Annotated in this window: 20 protein-coding genes; 17 read left to right on the forward strand and 3 right to left on the reverse strand. The window is 61.9% G+C overall.

The features are described from left to right. Positions 1-12 precede the first annotated feature (12 nt). Positions 13-3078, reverse strand: coding sequence for an Rne/Rng family ribonuclease (locus AC07OE_RS02090; protein WP_495068902.1), 3066 nt, complete (start codon positions 3076-3078; stop codon positions 13-15). Positions 3079-3572: 494 nt separating this feature from the next. Here AC07OE_RS02090 and AC07OE_RS02095 point away from each other — a divergent pair, with 494 nt between their 5' ends. Genes AC07OE_RS02095 through AC07OE_RS02110 form a run of 4 tightly spaced genes read left to right on the forward strand, consistent with a single transcriptional unit; the run spans position 3573 to position 6778 of the window. Then, positions 3573-4634: an RluA family pseudouridine synthase gene (locus AC07OE_RS02095; protein ID WP_495068903.1), complete on the forward strand. Its 1062-nt coding sequence runs from the start codon at positions 3573-3575 to the stop codon at positions 4632-4634. Positions 4635-4667: 33 nt separating this feature from the next. Continuing rightward, positions 4668-5342 (forward strand): HAD family hydrolase, encoded by a 675-nt coding sequence (locus AC07OE_RS02100; protein ID WP_495068904.1) that lies wholly within the window; start codon positions 4668-4670, stop codon positions 5340-5342. A gap of 11 nt (positions 5343-5353) precedes the next feature. Beyond that, positions 5354-5734, forward strand: coding sequence for a Rieske (2Fe-2S) protein (locus AC07OE_RS02105; protein ID WP_495068905.1), 381 nt, complete (start codon positions 5354-5356; stop codon positions 5732-5734). A 6-nt stretch (positions 5735-5740) separates the two neighbouring features. After that, positions 5741-6778, forward strand: coding sequence for a S49 family peptidase (locus AC07OE_RS02110; RefSeq protein ID WP_495068906.1), 1038 nt, complete (start codon positions 5741-5743; stop codon positions 6776-6778). 12 nt (positions 6779-6790) lie between these two features. On the opposite strand, the gene AC07OE_RS02115 is transcribed toward AC07OE_RS02110, so the two are convergent. Continuing rightward, on the reverse strand, positions 6791-7567 hold the full coding sequence (locus AC07OE_RS02115; protein WP_495068907.1) for an SAM-dependent methyltransferase: 777 nt from the start codon (positions 7565-7567) through the stop codon (positions 6791-6793). Then, positions 7564-8166: a Maf family nucleotide pyrophosphatase gene (locus tag AC07OE_RS02120; RefSeq protein WP_495068908.1), complete on the reverse strand. Its 603-nt coding sequence runs from the start codon at positions 8164-8166 to the stop codon at positions 7564-7566. The genes AC07OE_RS02115 and AC07OE_RS02120 overlap by 4 nt, the downstream gene beginning before the upstream one ends. A 25-nt stretch (positions 8167-8191) precedes the next feature. On the opposite strand from AC07OE_RS02120, the gene AC07OE_RS02125 reads away from it, so the two are divergent. From AC07OE_RS02125 to AC07OE_RS02185, 13 genes are all read left to right on the forward strand, one after another. Then, positions 8192-8740, forward strand: a complete 549-nt coding sequence (locus AC07OE_RS02125; RefSeq protein WP_495068909.1) for a YceD family protein — start codon at positions 8192-8194, stop codon at positions 8738-8740. A gap of 110 nt (positions 8741-8850) precedes the next feature. After that, positions 8851-9033 carry a 50S ribosomal protein L32 gene (rpmF, locus tag AC07OE_RS02130; RefSeq protein ID WP_105259923.1) on the forward strand — a complete coding sequence of 61 codons (183 nt, stop codon included), beginning with the start codon at positions 8851-8853 and terminating at the stop codon, positions 9031-9033. Between the two features lie 112 nt (positions 9034-9145). After that, positions 9146-10171 carry a phosphate acyltransferase PlsX gene (plsX, locus tag AC07OE_RS02135; protein ID WP_495068910.1) on the forward strand — a complete coding sequence of 342 codons (1026 nt, stop codon included), beginning with the start codon at positions 9146-9148 and terminating at the stop codon, positions 10169-10171. Positions 10172-10198: 27 nt separating this feature from the next. Then, positions 10199-11176: a beta-ketoacyl-ACP synthase III gene (locus AC07OE_RS02140; protein ID WP_495068911.1), complete on the forward strand. Its 978-nt coding sequence runs from the start codon at positions 10199-10201 to the stop codon at positions 11174-11176. A 52-nt stretch (positions 11177-11228) separates the two neighbouring features. Then, positions 11229-12179: an ACP S-malonyltransferase gene (fabD, locus tag AC07OE_RS02145; RefSeq protein WP_495068912.1), complete on the forward strand. Its 951-nt coding sequence runs from the start codon at positions 11229-11231 to the stop codon at positions 12177-12179. Beyond that, positions 12176-12922, forward strand: a complete 747-nt coding sequence (gene fabG, locus AC07OE_RS02150; RefSeq protein ID WP_495068913.1) for a 3-oxoacyl-ACP reductase FabG — start codon at positions 12176-12178, stop codon at positions 12920-12922. The genes fabD and fabG overlap by 4 nt, the downstream gene beginning before the upstream one ends. 100 nt (positions 12923-13022) lie before the next feature. After that, positions 13023-13262, forward strand: coding sequence for an acyl carrier protein (gene acpP, locus AC07OE_RS02155; RefSeq protein ID WP_094479684.1), 240 nt, complete (start codon positions 13023-13025; stop codon positions 13260-13262). A gap of 101 nt (positions 13263-13363) precedes the next feature. Further along, on the forward strand, positions 13364-14608 hold the full coding sequence (gene fabF / locus AC07OE_RS02160; protein WP_495068914.1) for a beta-ketoacyl-ACP synthase II: 1245 nt from the start codon (positions 13364-13366) through the stop codon (positions 14606-14608). 27 nt (positions 14609-14635) lie between these two features. Beyond that, a complete protein-coding gene (locus AC07OE_RS02165) occupies positions 14636-15097 on the forward strand; it encodes a hypothetical protein (protein ID WP_495068915.1) in 462 nt (153 codons plus the stop codon). Further along, positions 15094-15714: an RNA polymerase sigma factor RpoE gene (rpoE, locus tag AC07OE_RS02170; protein WP_495068916.1), complete on the forward strand. Its 621-nt coding sequence runs from the start codon at positions 15094-15096 to the stop codon at positions 15712-15714. The genes AC07OE_RS02165 and rpoE overlap by 4 nt, the downstream gene beginning before the upstream one ends. A gap of 22 nt (positions 15715-15736) precedes the next feature. Beyond that, complete coding sequence (locus AC07OE_RS02175) at positions 15737-16339, forward strand: sigma-E factor negative regulatory protein (RefSeq protein ID WP_495068917.1); 603 nt, start codon at positions 15737-15739, stop codon at positions 16337-16339. Beyond that, the gene (locus AC07OE_RS02180; RefSeq protein WP_495068918.1) at positions 16336-17328 is read left to right on the forward strand and encodes a MucB/RseB C-terminal domain-containing protein; all 993 of its coding nucleotides are present in this window, start codon (positions 16336-16338) and stop codon (positions 17326-17328) included. Before AC07OE_RS02175 ends, AC07OE_RS02180 begins: the two co-directional genes overlap by 4 nt. A gap of 63 nt (positions 17329-17391) precedes the next feature. Next, the gene (locus AC07OE_RS02185; protein WP_495068919.1) at positions 17392-18858 is read left to right on the forward strand and encodes a Do family serine endopeptidase; all 1467 of its coding nucleotides are present in this window, start codon (positions 17392-17394) and stop codon (positions 18856-18858) included. Positions 18859-19197: the final 339 nt, after the last annotated feature.

Raw genomic sequence — 19197 nt, forward strand, 5'->3', positions numbered from 1 at the left:
ACTTGCGCCAGCTTAGCTGGCGTTGTTGCCCTCAAAGGGCAGGGTCATGTTGCGCAGGTCGCGGCGGGTTTCCACCAGTACCAGCGGCTGTTCTTCAATGACCACCGGAGCTGGGCGCTCGCGCGGCACATGCACCGGCTTGGGCTCTGCTGCAATTGCAGCTTGCACCGCTGCGACTTTGCCGAGATCCGAGTTGACCCACTGCAAGCCGGAACCCTGCGCCACTTGCTGCAGCGTCTCGGTGGGCAAAGCGTAAGCCTGCACCTTGGGCATTTGGCCCGACACAGGGGCAACCGACGCGGCCACTGGCGCAACCACAGGGGCTACTGCAACGGCCACGGGCGCTGCCTGCTGAACAGGTGCAGCGACTTGCGCAGGCACAGCAGCTTCAGGTGCCTCGGCTTCGCCGCTGGGAGCGGCATCACCTTGCACTGCATCGGCAGCAGGGCGGGGAGCGCGCTCACCACGGTCCTGGCGGTTGCCACGGTCACGGCCATAGCGGTCACGGGACTGGCGTTCACGTGGTTCGCCTTGGGGGGCACGGCCTTCGCCAGCCTCATCGCCAACAGAGGCCTGTGCGGCTCCGTCTGTGCCATGGGGTTCGGTATCGGCAAAGCCCAGCGAGGATTGCTGTTCGGATGCGTTGCGGCTGCCTTCATCCTGGCGTGGGCCACGCTCGTCGCGGCGGCCATTGCGGTTGCGGTTGCGGCCACGGCCTTCGCGGGCTTCACCACGGGCTTCGCCGTTCAGTTCACCGGCTGCGTCGTTGCGGCCTTCGGTGGGCTCTTCAGCGCGGGCTTCGTTGCGAGGCTCCGCAGTGCGGTCGCCGTTGTCCTCACGGGGGCCACGGCCTTCACCGCGGTTGCGGCCACGGCCTTCGCCACGGGGGGCGCGGTCTTGGCGGGGCTCGCCACGGCCTTCACCGCGCTCGCCGCGCGCAGCGGGGGCGTTGCCGCCGTCCGCCAGCGCGTTGACTTGCACGTCCTGGGCGGCTGCGGGTGCGCCGGCATCCATGCGTTCATTGCGTGGGGCACCGCCTTGGCGTTCGCCACGCTCGCCGCGTTCACCACGGTTGCGGCCATTGCGACCACCGCGTTCACTGCGTTCGCCGTTGCCGTCAGGGCGGGCTTCGCCGCGGTTTTCTTCGCGGGGGGCACGGCCTTCGCCACGCGGCTCATTGCGTCCGCCGCGGCCATTGCGGCTTTCGCCACGCTCGCCACCACGGTCATTGCGGTCACCACGGCCACCGTTGCGGTTGCCATCACGGCCACGGCCATCGCGGCCTTCGCGTTTTTCTTCGGTCTTGGCAGCGGGCGTGGGGGCGGCCGCAGGTGCTGCCTCTTCCAGACCCAGCAGGCCCTTGATCCAGCCAAAGAAGCCGGTGCTGGCCGGGGCAGGCGCCGCCACAGGCTTGGCAGCCGGTGCGGGCGCGGTGACCTTCACGGGTTCAGGCTTGGGCGTAGCGATGGGCGCGGGTGCGTCGGGCAACACGCCCTTGATTACTGGGGTTTGCTTGTTGGTGGGCTCTTGTGAACGGCGGGTCACGCCGGTGGCCTCTTCCATGTCGTCGGCCATTTTGTAGCTGGCTTCGATGTGGTCCAGGCGCGGGTCGTCGTGCTTCAGGCGTTCAAGCTTGTAGTTGGGCGTTTCCAGCGTCTTGTTAGGCACCATCAGCACATTGATGCGCTGCTTGAGTTCGATCTTGGCGATCTCGGTGCGCTTTTCGTTCAGCAGGAAGGACGCCACATCGACGGGCACCTGGCACATCACGGAGGCGGTGTTGTCCTTGAGCGACTCTTCCTGGATGATGCGCAGGATCTGCAGTGCGGAGCTTTCCGTGTCGCGGATGTGGCCAGAGCCGCCGCAACGGGGGCAAGGAATCGAAGCGCCCTCGGACAGCGCGGGGCGCAGGCGCTGGCGGCTCATTTCCATGAGGCCGAACTTGGAGATGGTGCCGAACTGCACGCGGGCACGGTCTTGGCGCAGGGCGTCGCGCAAGCGGTTTTCCACTTCGCGGCGGTTGCGGGACTCTTCCATGTCGATAAAGTCGATGACGATCAGGCCACCCAAATCGCGCAGGCGCATCTGGCGCGCGACTTCGTCGGCGGCTTCCAAATTGGTGCGGGTGGCGGTTTCTTCGATGTCGCCGCCCTTGATCGCGCGGGCCGAGTTCACGTCCACGGACACCAGGGCTTCGGTGTGGTCGATCACGATAGCGCCGCCGGACGGCAGTTGCACGGTGCGGGCGTAGGCGGATTCGATCTGGTGTTCGATCTGGAAACGGCTGAACAGCGGGGCGTCGTCACGGTAGCGCTTCACGCGGGCAGCGTGCTCGGGCATCACGTGGGCCATGAACTGCTGGGCCTGCTCGTACACGTCGTCGGTGTCGATCAGGATGTCGCCGATGTCGTGGTTGAAGTAGTCGCGGATCGCACGGATCACCAAGGAGGACTCTTGGTAGATCAGGTAAGCACCCTTGCCGCCCTTGGCGGCGCCGTCGATGGCGGTCCAGAGCTTGAGCAGGTAGTTCAGGTCCCACTGCAGCTCGGGGGCGCTGCGGCCGATGCCGGCAGTGCGCGCAATGATGGACATGCCGTTGGGGTATTCCAACTGGTCCATGTTTTCCTTGAGCTCGGCACGGTCATCACCTTCGATGCGGCGAGACACGCCGCCACCGCGGGGGTTGTTGGGCATCAGCACCACATAGCGGCCGGCCAGCGAGACGAAGGTGGTCAGGGCTGCACCCTTGTTGCCACGTTCTTCTTTTTCGACCTGAACCAGCAGTTCCTGGCCTTCGCGGATGACGTCCTGGATGCGTGCCTGGGAGGCCGACACGCCTTCCTTGAAGTACATCTTGGAGATTTCCTTGAACGGAAGGAAGCCGTGGCGGTCTTCGCCGTAGTCAACAAAACAGGCTTCCAGCGAGGGCTCGACGCGGGTGACGACGGCCTTGTAGATATTGCCCTTGCGCTGTTCGCGCCCTTCGATTTCGATTTCGTAGTCGAGGAGTTTTTGTCCGTCGACAATGGCCAAGCGGCGTTCTTCAGCCTGCGTGGCGTTGATCAGCATCCGTTTCATGGATTGCATCCTTCTTCAATAAGCACATGCCCGGATTGGGCGTACGGTGCCGGACTGACGAATTGAAGTGAGGTGGAATTGCCGGAGAACTTCAGGTCACACGAGGCGACGAAGCGTAGGCGCAGGGATGGGGACGAGGGGGTGCGTTTGTGAACTTGCTATCAAAAGGATAGCTCGTTGCGCAGGCTTTACCGGGGCTGCAGGCTGATTTGTGCCAAACAACGGAGCGAAAACGCTCCGCAGGCACAGGGTCATCAGGCTAAGCAACACAAACATCTCGTTTCATTCCATTCGCAAACCGCGGGTTTGCGAACTTGGGGTATTCCGTATCAGGGTTTCAATTCGTCGGCTTGGCCGTGCTGTTGCTGACCATCACAGGCAGGTGGCGTGTGATTTGCAAGCAGTGCAGCCCGGCGGCATCGACCTTCCAGCGAAGCGGTTTGTGGGGTGTGGACTAAACTCCAGACAAATCAACCACTTACAGCGCGTCGCTAGTGAAACACATTATAGGGGGCAATCCGACCCCAGCCCCCCCCCTGACAAACCCGCAAGTCAAATCCGTGACGGTCGACGAAGACAGTGCGGGCCAGCGCCTGGACAATTTTCTGGTGCGTGAGCTCAAGGGCGTGCCCAAAACCCATGTCTACCGCATCATCCGCAGCGGCGAGGTGCGGGTGAACAAGGGCCGTGCCGGCGCCGACACCCGGCTGGCAGTGGGCGACGTGGTACGGGTGCCGCCGGTGCGCGTGTCGGAGCGGGCGGAGCAGAAAACCCAGGCCATGGCCGAGCAGGTGGCGGCCCAGGCTTTGGCCCGGGTGCCAGCCAAAGCCTTTCCTGTCCTGTTTGAAGACGACCACTTTCTGGCGGTGAACAAGCCCGCCGGGGTGGCCGTGCATGGGGGCTCGGGCGTCAGTTTTGGGGTGATCGAGCAGCTGCGCATGGCGCGGCCCCAAGCCAAGTTTCTGGAACTGGTGCACCGGCTGGACCGGGAAACCAGCGGCATTTTGCTGGTGGCGAAGAAGCGCAGTGCATTGAAAAACCTGCAGGACCAGTTCCGCGAGCGCGAAACCGGCAAAACCTACCTGGCGCTGGTGCTGGGTGCCTGGCCTGCCAATAAGAAGGTGCTGGACAAACCTCTGCACAAGTACCTGTTGGCCGGCAAGGACGGCGCGGCCGATGCCGGGGAGCGGCGCGTCAAGGTGGTGGCCAAGGACGACCCGGACGGCATGCCCTCGCTCACGCTGGTGAAGGTGCGAACCGCATCCGATGACTATTCGCTGCTGGAAGTCACCATCAAGACCGGGCGCACGCACCAGATCCGCGTACACCTGGCCTCAGAGGGCATGCCAATTGCCGGGGATGACAAATATGGCGACTTTGAGCGCAACAAGGCGCTGGCCCGGGGCGAGGGCGGGGTGGCGCTCAAACGCATGTTCCTGCACGCCTGGCGCCTGCAGTGCAACCACCCCGCCACGGGCGAGCGCGTGGAACTGCGCGCCGAATTGCCCGCAGAATTGAGTACCTTTCTGGCCTCTGCCTTGCCCGGGGCCGCCTGAAGCGGCACCTTTTTGACCTATTTTCAGTAGCCTATGTCCTCTTCCCGCACCCGTGCCCGCCAGTTCGACCTGATTGCGTTCGACTGGGATGGCACCTTGTTTGACTCCACCGCCATCATTACGCGCTGCATCCAGCTGGCCGTGGGCGACGTGGGGGGCACGATTCCCAATGACAAGGACGCTTCCTACGTGATCGGCCTGGGGCTGATGCAGGCGCTGGCCCATGCCGCACCCGACGTGCCCAAAGAGAAATACCCCGAGCTGGGCGCGCGCTACAAGCACCACTACGTGGCGCACCAGAACGACATCAGCCTGTTTGCCGGCGTGTTGCCCATGCTGGCGGACCTCAAGTCGCGCCAGCATCTGCTGGCTGTGGCCACGGGCAAGAATCGCAACGGCCTCGACGAGGTGCTGGACGCGGTGGAACTGCGCGGCGTATTCGACAGCTCCCGCACGGCGGACGAGACCGCGGGCAAGCCGCACCCGCGCATGCTGCAGGAGCTGATGGCCGAGCTGGGCGTGCCGGCCGAGCGCGTGCTCATGGTGGGCGACACCACGCACGATCTGCAGCTGGCCCTGAACGCGGGCTGCGCGAGCGTGGGCGTGAGCTACGGTGCCCACGCGCCGGCCATGTTCGAGGAGCTGGGCCCGCTCTGCGTGGTGCACTCGGTGGCCGAGCTGCACGCCTGGCTGCTGGACAACGCCTGAGGACAAGCACCATGCCCTTGAACACTGAGCCGCAGATGATCGCCCTGTGCAACTCGGGCGATCTGGTCAATAGCGGCCTGGCCGTACCGTTCGACGTGGTGTACTGCGGGCAGACCTGTTACGCCTTCGCCATTCGCTACGCCGACAAGGCCTATGCCTACCTAAACCGTTGCTCCCATGTGCCCATGGAGATGGACTACCAGCCCAACCGTTTTTTCGACATGACCGGCAACTGGCTGATGTGCGCCACCCACGGCGCCATGTACAGCCCCCAAACCGGTCAGTGCCGCACCGGCCCCTGCCGCGGAGGGCTGATTTCCATAGCCCTTACTGAATCGGATGGGGTCGTGCACTGGCATACTGGCCCTCACCTACAACCTGTGGTCTTCTAGATATCTATGTCTGACTCCCAATTCCCGTCCACGCCTGACTCCGGGGAAAATCCCCGTCCAGCCCCCGTGGAATCTGCGCAAACAGCTCCTAAAAACATAGCAAGCGCAGCCACTTCGGCTCCCGGTTGGGAGCGCGCCACGCTGGAGAAGCTCGCCATGGCATCATTGGTGGAGCAGCGCGCAGCACGCCGCTGGCGCAATGCCATCCGCATAGGTTGGCTGGTATTTCTGGCGGTGCTGGTCTGGCTGGGCATGCAGCGCGGCGGCTCCACAACCGATGTTAAGACCCCGCACACCGCAGTCATCGCCATCCAGGGCGAAATCGCCTCGGGCGCCGAAGCCAGCGCAGAATTCGTGGTAGCCGCCATGCGCAGCGCCTTTGAAGACGAGGCCGCCAAGGCCGTGGTGCTGTTGATCAACTCACCTGGAGGCAGCCCGGTGCAGGCCGGCATCATCAACGACGAGATCAAGCGCCTCAAGGCCCTGCACAACAAGCCGGTCTATGCGGTGGTGGAAGAAACCTGCGCCTCGGCGGCGTACTACATCGCTGCGGGTGCCGACCAAATTTTTGTGGACAAGGCCAGCATCGTCGGCAGCATCGGCGTGCTCATGGACGGCTTTGGCTTCACCGGCCTGATGGACAAGCTGGGCGTGGAGCGCCGTCTTCTGACGGCCGGCGAGAACAAGGGCTTTCTGGACCCCTTCAGCCCGCAGACCGAGAAGCAGCGCGCGTTTGCCCAGACCATGCTGAACCAGATCCACCAGCAGTTCATTGCCGTGGTGAAGGAAGGCCGCGGCGCCCGCCTGAAGGAAACGCCTGAAATGTTCAGCGGCCTGTTCTGGACCGGCCAGCAGGCCATCGAACTGGGCCTGGCCGACAAGCTCGGCAATCTGGACTACGTAGCGCGCGAAGTGGTGAAGGCAGAAGAAATCATCGACTACACCCGCAAAGACAACGTGGCTGAGCGCTTGGTCAAGCGCTTTGGCGCATCGATTGGCGACGGTGCGGCCAAGGCGTTGCGCTCACTGCCCGCCATTCACTGAAACCTGGCTGCCTTAGCGGCCAATGGCGAACACGGTCGGCGTGGCGTTGTCCAGCGCCCAGCCGCTTTGCTTCCAGTACTTCACCAGGCTGCTGTGGGTGCTTGCGGTGCTTAGCGTCAGGCCGCTGGACGTCGCCAACCGCGTGTTAGTCTGCAGCGTTTGTAGCAGGCCCTGGAGCAGGGCGGTGTTGCGGTAGGGCGTTTCAATAAAGAGCTGGGTTTGCCCGGTTTTTAGTGCCAACGACTCCAGCTCACGAATGCGCTTGGTTCGCTCGCCGGGATCGGCTGGCACATAGCCTACGAACGCGAAGTTCTGTCCATTGAGCCCGCTGGCGGCCAACGCCAACAACAGGGACACCGGCCCCACCAGCGGCACCACGCGCAGGCCCAGGTCGTGCGCCGCGCGCACTACCGACGAGCCCGGATCTGCGACCGCGGGCATGCCGGCTTCACTGACCAGGCCCACGTCATAACCCTGTAGCGCGGCAGCCAGCAGTGGCTTGGCGTCAAAGCCGCCCAGATGGTCGCCTTTTTTGTGGACTTCGCGCGGCAGCTCTTGAATCTGTAGCTCTTGTAGCGAGACGCCCAGTGGGTGGCTCGCATCTACGCGCTTCAAATAGGCGCGTGTGCTCTTGGCGTTTTCGCAAATCCAGTGCCGCAGTCCGGCCGCCACGGCCAGCGTGTGCACCGGCATGCTCTGGTCCAGCGGGCTTTGCGTTGCACATCCAAAGTCCAGCGGCGCAGGTACCAGATACAGCGTGCCTTTGGTAGTAGCGGCGACTTGCGTCATACAGGCCCCAGCAATGGGATGCCCGCCGCGCGCAGCATGCGGCTAGTGCGGATCAGTGGCAGACCGACCAGGGCGCTTGGGTCGTCGTTGTCAATAGACTCCAGTAGGGTAATGCCGAGGCCCTCGCTCTTGGCGCTGCCCGCGCAGTCGTAGGGTGTCTCGGCGCGCAGGTAGTTTTCAATTTCTGCGTCGCTGAGGTCGCGGAACACCACGCGCACCGGGGCCACGTCTTCCTGCTGGAAGCCGCTGGCCTGGCAGACCACGGCTACTGCTGTCTGGAAGACCACCGTTTTGCCACGCATCTTCTGTAGCTGGGCGACGGCGCGTTCGTGCGTACCAGGCTTGCCCAGCGGTTCTCCGTCCAGGTCGGCCACTTGGTCCGAACCAATCACCACGCAGTCGGGGAACTGCCGGGCCACGGCCTGGGCCTTGGCCAGCGCCAGCCGACGTGCCAGGGCGAGCGGAGTTTCTTCGGGCTGAGGGGTTTCATCCACATCGGGGGCGGCCACCGTAAATGGCACACGCAGGCGTTGCAGCAGTTCGCGGCGGTAGGCCGAGGTGGAACCTAAAACGAGTTTTCGGGAGGCGGGGTCTTGCATGGGGCGATTCTCTTACACTGCGCCCATGACCTATGAATATTCAGCCAATAGCCTGAACATCCTGACCTTCGCCAAGGGCGAAGGTCAACTGGCGAGCCAGGTGCCCTTGGCCAAGATGCTGCGTTTGCGCGAAGAGACGCAGGGCCAGGCAGATGCTGTGGCCGTTCAATTTGAGGCCCGCGGTGCAATCCGCTCCGATGCCGCCGGGGTGGATGAACCTTGGTTGCACCTGTCCGGAAGTACCGTTTTGACGATGACCTGCCAACGCTGCCTGACGCCAGTGGATGTGGATGTCGCATTCACGCGCGACTTTCGCTTTGTGGCCACCGAGGCGCTGGCCGAGATCGAGGACGAGGAGTCGGAAGAGGATGTGCTGGTACTGAGCCGTGAGTTCAATGTGCTGGACCTGGTGGAAGACGAATTGCTCATGTCCATCCCGCCCGTACCCAAGCATGAGACCTGCCCTCAGCCTGTCAAGCTGGCGGTCGCGGACGCGGATTTTGTCGATGCGCCTGAGGAAAAGCCGAACCCGTTTGCGGTGTTGCAGCAGCTCAAGGATAAAGGCGCTGGCTAAGCGCCCGGCTTTGGGCTATAATCTGAGGCTTCGCGCGTAAATTCGTCGCGTTTTACCAACCCTAACCGTGTTGCCACAACCTGTGCAGCACTTTTGCTCAGGAGCCGACCATGGCAGTTCAACAAAACAAAAAATCTCCTTCCAAGCGCGGCATGCACCGCTCGCACAACGCTCTGGTGGTGCCCGGTATCGCTGTGGAATCCACCACCGGTGAAACCCACCTGCGTCACCACATCAGCCCCACCGGTTTTTACCGTGGTCGCAAGGTGCTGAAGACCAAGTCCGAAGCCTGATTCGCCTGAATCTCCAAAAGCCCGAAGCTACAGACCTGTAGCGACGGGCTTTTGTCATTTATGGGCTCTATAGTCGGATGTTTGACTTCGTTGTCGTTGGAATGATGCACGCATGATTACTGTCGCCGTCGATTGCATGGGGGGAGACCACGGACCCCAGGTCACCTTGCCCGCTTGCACCCAGTTTCTGGAGCAGCACCCGGAGGCCGCTCTGGTGCTGGTGGGCCTGCCCGAGGCGCTGCAGGGCTTTTCGCACCCCCGTGCCACGCTGGTGACGGTGACCGAGGTTGTCACCATGGACGATCCGCTGGAGGTGGCCCTGCGCAAGAAGAAAGACTCTTCCATGCGGGTGGCGATCCAGCAAGTCAAGGATGGCGCCGCCCAAGCTGCTGTCTCGGCTGGTAACACCGGCGCACTCATGGCGATTTCGCGCTACGTCCTCAAAACCATGGATGGCATTGAGCGCCCTGCCATTGCGGGCCAAATTCCCAATTCCACGGGTGGTGCCACTACGGTGCTGGACTTGGGCGCCAACGTGGACTGCACGGCCGAACATCTGCTGCAGTTTGCGGTGATGGGCTCGGCGCTCGTGTCGGTGTTAACCAACCAGGAATCCCCCTCAGTCGGTCTGCTCAACATTGGTGAAGAAGTCATCAAGGGCAACGAAGTCATCAAAAAAGCCGGTGAATTGCTGCGAAATGCGGCCAAGTCCGGCGATTTGAACTTTGTGGGCAACGTAGAGGGCAATGACATTTTCAAGGGCACGGCCGAGATCGTGGTCTGTGACGGTTTTGTCGGAAACGTGGCGCTCAAGACCAGCGAGGGCTTGGCGTCCATGATTGGCAACTTCCTGAAAGCCGAATTTTCCAAAAACATTTTCACCAAAATGGCGGCAATTGCGGCTTACACGGTGCTAACAGCGCTTAAAAACCGCGTGGATCACCGTCGCTACAACGGTGCTGCGTTGCTGGGCCTGCGCGGCCTGGTGTTCAAAAGTCACGGTTCGGCCGATGTGCTGGCGTTTGGGAACGCATTGAACCGCGCGTATGATGCAGCCCGAAACAACTTGCTGGACCGCGTTCAGGTCCGCATTGCCCATGCAGCCCCTTTGCTGGCTGCGTCTGACGCAACGCAATAGCCTGAACGGGTGCCCGCCATAACACCCATGAGACGATATTCACGCATCACCGGCACTGGCAGCTATGTGCCTCCCCGTCGCCTGAGCAACGCCGACCTGGTAGCCCAATTGGCTGCGACTGGCGTAGAAACCTCGGACGAGTGGATCGTGGAGCGCACCGGCATCCGCGCGCGGCACTTTGTGGACGATGGCGTCTACAGCAGCGACCTGGCTTTGGAAGCTTGCAAAGGCGCGTTGCAGGCCGCAGGCTTGGAGGCCCAAGACATCGACCTGATCATTGTGGCTACCTCCACGCCAGACATGGTCTTTCCGTCGACCGCCTGTATTTTGCAGAACAAGCTGGGCGCCAACGGTGGCGCAGCGTTTGATGTGCAGGCCGTGTGCAGTGGTTTTGTCTATGCCCTGACCGTGGCCGACGCCATGATCCAGTCCGGTGCCGCCAACAAGGCGCTGGTGGTAGGGGCCGAAGTGTTCTCCCGCTTGCTGGATTTCAACGACCGCACGACCTGCGTGTTGTTTGGCGACGGTGCGGGCGCCGTGGTGCTGGAGGCGTCGGAGACGCCTGGCATTCTGGCCAGCGACCTGCATGCCGATGGCAAGCACGTGGGCATCCTCTGTGTGCCCGGCCATGTGGCCAATGGACACATTCTGGGTGATCCCCTATTAAAGATGGATGGTCAGGCGGTCTTCAAGCTGGCCGTGGGCGTGCTGGAGAGCGCTGCCCGTGCCACGCTGGCCAAGGCTGGCAAGACGGAAGCTGATATTGACTGGCTGATTCCCCATCAGGCCAACATCCGCATCATGCAGAGCACTGCCAAAAAACTGAAACTTCCCATGGATAAAGTGGTAGTAACAGTGGACCAGCATGGCAATACCTCGGCGGCTTCTATCCCGCTGGCGCTGGACGCGGCAGTGCGTGCCGGCCAGGTCAAGCCCGGCCAGACGCTGATGCTCGAAGGCGTGGGCGGCGGCTTCACCTGGGGCGCTGTGCTCCTGACTTTGTAGCTGCTCGCGCATACTCCATGAGGGCTGGAGCCCACTTTCATTGATCATTCCTATGAAACCATTTGCATTTGTATTTCCCGGCCAAGGCTCCCAAGCCGTGGGCATGCTGGACGCCTGGGGCGACCACCCCGTGGTGGCGGAGACTCTGCGCGAAGCCTCGGACGCTTTGGGCGAGGATGTTGCCAAATTAATCCATGAAGGCCCTAAAGAAGCGTTGGCACTGACCACCAACACCCAGCCCGTGATGCTGGTGGCAGGGGTGGCGGCCTACCGTGTCTGGATGTCAGAGACTGGCGTAGCCCCCCAGGCCGTGGCGGGTCACTCGCTGGGCGAGTATTCCGCCTTGGTCGCCGCAGGGGCGCTGACGCTGACGCAAGCCGCGCCGCTGGTGCGCCTGCGCGCCCAGGCCATGCAGGAAGCCGTGCCCGTGGGCGTGGGCGCCATGGCGGCCATTCTCGGCATGGATGCTGCGAAAGTGATAGCTGGTTGCGCAGAGGCAACGGGGGCTTTCGGCCCGAATAGCACTGAAGTGGTGGAAGCCGTGAACTTCAACGACGCCGCCCAAACCGTGATCGCCGGCAGCAAAGCCGCCGTCGACAAGGCCTGCGAAATCCTCAAGGCCAATGGCGCCAAGCGCGCGCTGTTGCTGCCTGTGTCGGCGCCATTTCACTCCAGTTTGATGAAGCCTGCAGCCGAGAAGCTGAAGGCGCGACTGGAAGATATCGAGATTGCTGCCCCCCAGGTCGCGCTCATCAACAATATTGATGTGGCGGTGGAAGTCGATGCCGACCGCATCCGTGACGCCCTGTACCGCCAGGCCTTTGGCCCGGTGCGATGGGTGGAATGTGTGCAAGCCATCAAGGCGCGCGGCCTGACCACGTTGGTAGAGTGCGGCCCCGGCAAGGTGTTGGCTGGCATGGTCAAGCGCATTGATGCGGAGATGACCGGTGCGGCGCTGTTCGACCCCGCCAGCCTGGAAGACGTCAAGGGAGTATTGGCATGAGCGAAGTGAAATTTGAAGGTCAGGTGGCCCTGGTGACCGGCGCCTCGCGCGGCATTGGCGCCGCCATTGCGCTGGAGCTGGCCCGCAAGGGTGTGAAAGTGATTGGCACGGCTACGTCTGACGTCGGTGCGGCCAAGATCCGCGAAGCCTTGTCCGCCTTTCCCGGTTGCGATGGCCGCACGCTGGACGTGACGGACGGGGCCGCTGGTGATGCGCTGGTCGATGCCATTGCCAAGGAGCTGGGCGGCCTGCATGTGCTGGTGAACAATGCCGGCATCACCCGCGACACACTGGCCATGCGCATGAAGGACGATGACTGGGATGCGGTGCTGGACACCAACCTCAAGGGCGTGTTCCGCATGAGCCGTTCGGTGCTGCGCACCATGATGAAACAGCGCTATGGCCGCATCATCAGCATCACCTCGGTAGTCGGCGCCTCCGGCAATCCCGGCCAGGCCAACTATGCGGCGGCCAAGGCCGGCGTGGCCGGCATGACCCGCGCGTTGGCCCGCGAACTGGGTTCGCGCAACATCACCGTGAACTGCGTGGCCCCAGGTTTCATCGAGACTGACATGACCGCCGCCCTGGGCGAAGAGCAGCAAAAAGCCTTGCTGGGCCAGATTCCCCTGGGCCACCTGGGCAAACCCAGTGACATTGCGCACGCTGTGGCCTACTTGGCCTCGCCGCAGGCCAGCTACGTGACAGGGCAGGAACTGCACGTCAATGGCGGCATGTACATGTAAGTGATTCAACCCCGCCGAAGTCTGAGCGGCGGCCCGGTTAGAGACAAGTCTCTAGGGCGGGTAAAATCTCGGATTCTTTTACAACCCTTAGAGGGAACCCATGAGCGATATCGAAGTCCGTGTCAAAAAAATCATTGCCGAACAACTCGGCGTTGAAGAGTCTCAAGTCACCAACGAAAAAGCCTTCGTGGCCGATCTGGGTGCCGACTCCCTGGACACCGTGGAACTGGTGATGGCTTTGGAAGACGAATTCGGGATCGAGATCCCCGACGAAGACGCGGAAAAAATCACAACCGTGCAAAACGCGATCGATTACGCAACGTCCCACAAAAAGGCCTGATAGGCTTTGGCAGCACCCAAGGGGTGCTGCCGCGTTCCCGCATGCTTCCCATGCCGCTGCTGGCGGTATTTCATTGACGAACTGCTGAATTTCAGATCTCTATGTCCCGTCGCCGTGTTGTTGTCACAGGTTTAGGTTGCATTAGCCCCGTTGGAAATACGGTGGCTGAGGCGTGGTCGAATGTGCTGGCTGGCAAGTCGGGCATCTCCACAATCACCAAGTTCGATCCTGAGGCGTTTGCCTGCAAGATTGCGGGTGAGGTGCGCAACTTCGATCTGGAGTCCTACATCAGCACCAAAGAAGCCCGCACCATGGATACCTTTATCCATTACGGTATTGCGGCTGCGGTGCAGGCGGTGAACGACAGCGGTTTGAAGACCGGTGACGCGCTGGGTGAGGAAGAATCCACCCGCATCGGCTGTGTGATTGGTTCCGGCATCGGCGGTTTGCCAATGATCGAGAACACCCACACCGAGTACACCAACCGCGGCCCACGCCGCATTTCCCCATTTTTTGTACCGGCCTCCATCATCAATATGACGGCCGGCCATGTGTCCATGCGTTTTGGCTTCAAGGGCCCCAACATCGCGATCGTGACCGCTTGCACCACTGGCCTGCATTGCATCGGCGAAGCCGGCCGCATGATCGAGTATGGCGACGCTGACGTGATGATTGCCGGTGGCTCGGAAGCGACGGTATCGCCGCTGGGCATCGGCGGCTTTGCTGCCATGCGCGCGCTCTCCACCCGCAATGACGACCCCGCGACCGCGTCGCGCCCTTGGGACAAAGACCGTGATGGCTTTGTGCTGGGCGAGGGTGGCGGCGTGATGGTGCTGGAAGAGTATGAGCATGCCAAGGCGCGTGGTGCCAAGATTTACGCCGAGCTGGCGGGCTTTGGCATGAGCGCTGACGCTGGCCACATGACCGCCCCCAATATGGATGGTCCGCGCCGCGCCATGCTGAGCGCCCTGCGCAATGCGGGTGTGAACCCGGACCAGGTGGACTACCTGAACGCGCACGGCACCTCCACACCGCTGGGTGACATCAACGAATCCAATGCCATCAAGGCAGCCTTGGGCGACCACGCCAGGAAGATGGTGGTCAACTCCACCAAGTCCATGACTGGCCACCTCTTGGGGGGCGCGGGCGGACTGGAGTCGGTGTTCACCGTGCTGGCGGTTCACCACCAGAAGAGCCCGCCCACCATCAATATCTTCAGTCAGGACCCTGAGTGTGACCTGGACTACTGCGCCAACACCGCGCGGGACCTGAAGATCGATGTGGCCGTGAAGAACAACTTCGGTTTTGGCGGAACCAACGGCACGTTGGTGTTCAAGCGCGTTTAACCTGTCTCTGAACGTTCCATTAGGACTATGCACCGACCACCCGCGGTCAGTTTCAGCGTAGTCCGCTCTCCTTGGCATGCCCGCACGCTGGGCACGCTGTGGTTACTAGGCGCAACGCTGGCTCAGATTGCACTGTGGCGCTATAACTACTCGATCACGGCCATGGGCATCCTGGAGGGTGCCTTGCTGGTTTGCGGGCTTGCGGCCGCGTGGTCTTGGCGCGTCGCACCCCATGGAGTTCTGCGCTGGGATGGTGACCACTGGCATTGGTCTGGCTTTGTCGGAGAGCCTGTGCGTCATGTGACCGTGCATTTTGACTTTCAAGTGTTCTTGCTGGTGTCTGTGCAATGCCAGGGACAGGCTCTGATATGGCTGTGGCTGGACCATGCATCGGTACGCCGCACCCATTGGCTCGCGGTGCGCCGGGCCTTGGTGTCTGGCCGCCAGTCCGCAGACCCCATGGCGCTGTCGCACGAGCAGCTGCTGTGACGGAATCTCTGTCGTCTTCGAATGATTCGGATTTAGCCCTGGTGGAACGCACCGTGGCGGGCGATCAGCGTGCTTACGGTCTTTTGGTGGTCAAGTACCAGCGCCGCATCCAGCGCCTGATCGGGCGCATGGTGCGTGATGTGGACTTGGTGGAGGATATCGCCCAAGAGACCTTTGTGCGGGCCTACCGCGCCTTACACCAGTTCCGTGGCGATGCCCAGTTCTACACCTGGCTGTATCGCATTGCGGTGAATACGGCCAAAAAGTTCCTGCTGGAGCTCAAACGCGACCCTACGGTTACCGAGAGTTTTTTGGCCAATGACGATGAAGATGAAACTTCCCGGCCCAAAAACGAACCAACTACCGACGAAACCCCGGAATCGGTGCTGGCGGCGAAGGAAATTGCCTCGGTGGTGAATGCCGCCATGGACGATTTGCCGGAGGAGCTGAAGCAAGCGGTCACGCTGCGAGAAATTGAAGGTCTGAGTTACGAGGAAATTGCCATGGCCATGGATTGCCCTATTGGAACGGTCCGTTCCCGCATCTTCCGGGCGCGGGAGGCCATTTCCGCCAAAGTGCGCCCCTTGCTGGAAAAACAGACCGGGAAACGCTGGTAGCGGCCTGCGTCAGGAACACATGATGAATACGCCCAACACTCCCTTGAATGAACGCATCTCAGCCTTGGCAGATGGTGCGTTGTCTACCGACGAGCTGCCTTCGCTATTGGCGGAGCTGCATGCGTCCGAAGAGGGGCGCAAGGCATGGCATCTTTACCACTTGGCAGGTGACGTATTGCGCAGCGACGCGTTGGCCCCCACCACATCGGAGCTGGCGTTTTGGGAGCGCTTGCAGTTGCGCCTGGATGCCGAACCAGCCCCTTCTGTACGGGCGGAGGTTCTGCCAGAGGTGCGGGGGTCATCTCTTGCCGCCGCGAACCAGCGCTGGGCCTGGGTGGCCGGGTTGGCGGGTGTGGCCGTGCTCAGCGTGCTGTCGCTGGCCGTATGGCGTGAGGCGGAACCGTCCGTTGCCCCCCAGTTGGCCCAGAGCCCCGCAACTGGTCAGGTGGCGCCTGCCCCGCTTGCTCCGCCGGTGGTCTTGGCCCAGGATGCACCTGCGGTGATGTTGCGTGACCCGCAGCTGGATGCGCTGATGGCAGCCCACCAGCAAATGGGTGGACATTCAGCGTGGCAGATGCCGTCTGGCTTTTTGCGCAACGCCACGTTTGAAAGGCCGGCACGATGAAGCCCTGGTGGCGTCTTCTTGGCGGGTTGGCTTTGGTGCTGTGTGGTCTTCCGTGGGCCGTGCAGGCTGAGGAAGCACCCGTGAACGCCTGGTTGATGCGCCTGCATGAAGCGTCGCGCCACCGCACCTACACGGGCACCTTTGTCGTGTCGGCGGGTGGGCAAATGGCCAGTGCGCGCATCTGGCACGTGTGCGACGGTGCGCAGCAGATGGAGCGGGTGGAGTCGCTCAGTGGTACACCGCGCAGCACATTTCGCCGCAACGACCAGGTGTTGACCTTTTTCCCGGAGTCTCGTGTGGCAGTGGCGGAAACGCGGGAGTCGCTGGGGCTGTTTCCCAACCTGCTCAAGTCGCAGGATTCGACCATTGAAGAGTTTTACCAACTGAAACCGCTGGGGGTGGAACGTGTGGCGGGGCTGGATGCGGACGTTGTGCAGCTTCAGCCCAAAGATAGCCTGCGCTACGGCTACCGCGTGTGGAGCGAAAAGCGCTCTGGCCTGGTGGTGCAGTTGCAGACACTGGATCCGGATGGCAAGGTATTGGAGCAATCTGCGTTTTCAGAGCTGCAGCTGGATGCACCGGTGAGCATGGGCAAACTGGCGCAACTCATGGCCCACACCGACGGGTACCGGGTGGAACACCGTGATTTGCAGAAGACCACGGCCAAAGCCCAGGGTTGGGATATGCCCAAAGGGGTGGCTGGTTTCAAACCCATGGGGTGCTACACCCGACCAGTAGCCTTGCTGGCGGGTGCCTCGGGCCGCATGGACCAAACCATGCAATGGATGTTTTCGGATGGGCTGGCAACGGTGTCATTGTTTGTAGAGGCTTTTGATCCGCGCCGCCACACGCGCGAAGGCGCTACGGAGCTGGGCGGGGCCACCCGCACTTTCACCCGCCATTTGGGCGCCTGGTGGATCACGGCAGTGGGTGAGGTTCCCGCCGCGACCTTGAGCAGCTTTGCGCTGGGGCTGGAACGTAAAAAGTAGGCAGCGTTCCGGGGAACTGGAGCGTCGCGTGGTTTTCTTGTGACTTTGACGGAAAGACAAACGATGAGAACTTTGAGCATGCAATCGGTGCGGGTGTTGGGCATGGCCGCTGTGCTGGCCGCAGCTGGTGTGGTCAGCCTGGCCCCGGTAACCCCCGCACAGGCGCAGGTGCGGGCCTTGCCCGACTTCACCGATCTGGTGGACCAAGTGGGCCCTTCGGTGGTCAACATCCGCACCTTGGAGAAGGTGGCCGCACGTTCCCAGCAGGGTACGCCGGGCGAGGAGGAAATGCTGGAGTTTTTCAAGCGCTTTGGCTTGCCGATTCCGAACATTCCCCGCCAGGCGCCACGGCAAAACCGCCCCCAGCCTGACGAAGAGCAGCCGCGCGGTGTGGGGTCGGGTTTCATCCTGACGTCCGATGGTGTGATCATGACCAACGCCCATGTGGTGGAGGGGGCGGATGAGGTGCTGGTGACGCTGACCGACAAGCGCGAGTTCAAGGCCCGCATCATTGGTTCGGACAAGCGCACCGATGTGGCTGTCGTGAAAATTGATGCATCAGGCCTGCCTGCCGTAAAGGTGGGCGACGTCAGCCGCCTGCGTGTGGGTGAATGGGTGATGGCAATTGGATCGCCTTTTGGTTTGGAAAACACCGTGACTGCCGGTATCGTGAGCGCCAAACAGCGTGACACCGGCGACTACCTGCCTTTCATCCAGACGGATGTGGCGATCAACCCGGGTAACTCGGGTGGCCCGCTGATCAACATGCGCGGGGAAGTGGTGGGCATCAACAGCCAGATTTACTCCCGCTCGGGCGGTTTCATGGGTATTTCCTTTTCCATTCCCATGGATGAGGCGGTGCGTGTCAGCGACCAACTGCGCAACGCAGGCCGCGTGACACGCGGGCGCATTGGCGTGCAAATCGACCAGGTCAGCAAAGAGGTGGCCGAGTCCATTGGACTGGGCAAGCCAGTAGGGGCCTTGGTGCGTGCGGTGGAAGTGGGTTCGCCTGCCGAGAAGGCGGGTGTGGAGGCCGGCGACATCATTACCAAATTCGATGGCAAGGCGATTGATAAATCCAGTGACCTGCCGCGTCTGGTTGGTAGCACCAAGCCGGGTACCAAGAGTGTGGTGACAGTGTTTCGCCGTGGCAGCAGCAAGGACCTGAACGTGGTGATTGCTGAAATCGAACCCGATACCGCTGTGGCCAAGGCCTCGGGACGTGCAGAGGTCAAACCCAAGGCCTCTACGGCGGCCCAGGTGTATGGCTTGGCGGTCAGTGAGTTGACGGATGCACAGAAGAAGGAAGCCAACGTCAAGGGCGGCGTGCGGGTCGAAGCTGCGGTTGACGCCGCAGGGCGTGCGGGACTGCGCGAGGGCGATGTCATCACCCAACTGGCGAATACAGAAGTGGGCTCGGTCAAGGAGTTTGATGCCGTAGTGGCCAAGCTGGACAAGAGCAAGCCCGTGAACGTGCTGTTCCGCCGGGGAGAGTGGACGCAGTACGCAGTGATCCGCCCCGGCAAGTGAATGGGCGCGCAACAACCCTAAACCAGAGCGGGGTTTGGGGTTGTTGGCGTAGGGTGGAAAAATATTTCTCTACTGCTCTCCAGTCCGTACCTGAAAGTTTGCGGGCGCTAACTTAAAGAGGTCATTGAAAGCCTTGGTTAGAATATGGGGGTCTTAAGAAAGATTGTGGGTATATGGATGGGTTCAAAGTCCATCATGTGGGAAGTCTAAAAACGCCCCACAGCTGATCCACAACTCACCCACACCTTGTTCAGATGTTTGTTTGATAAATTGTGGATAAGATGTGTATAAGATAATTGTTGCGGTGTCGCAACGACCCCTGAACCGGGTTTTTTGGGC

Source organism: Rhodoferax sp. GW821-FHT09E07 (assembly GCF_059416145.1).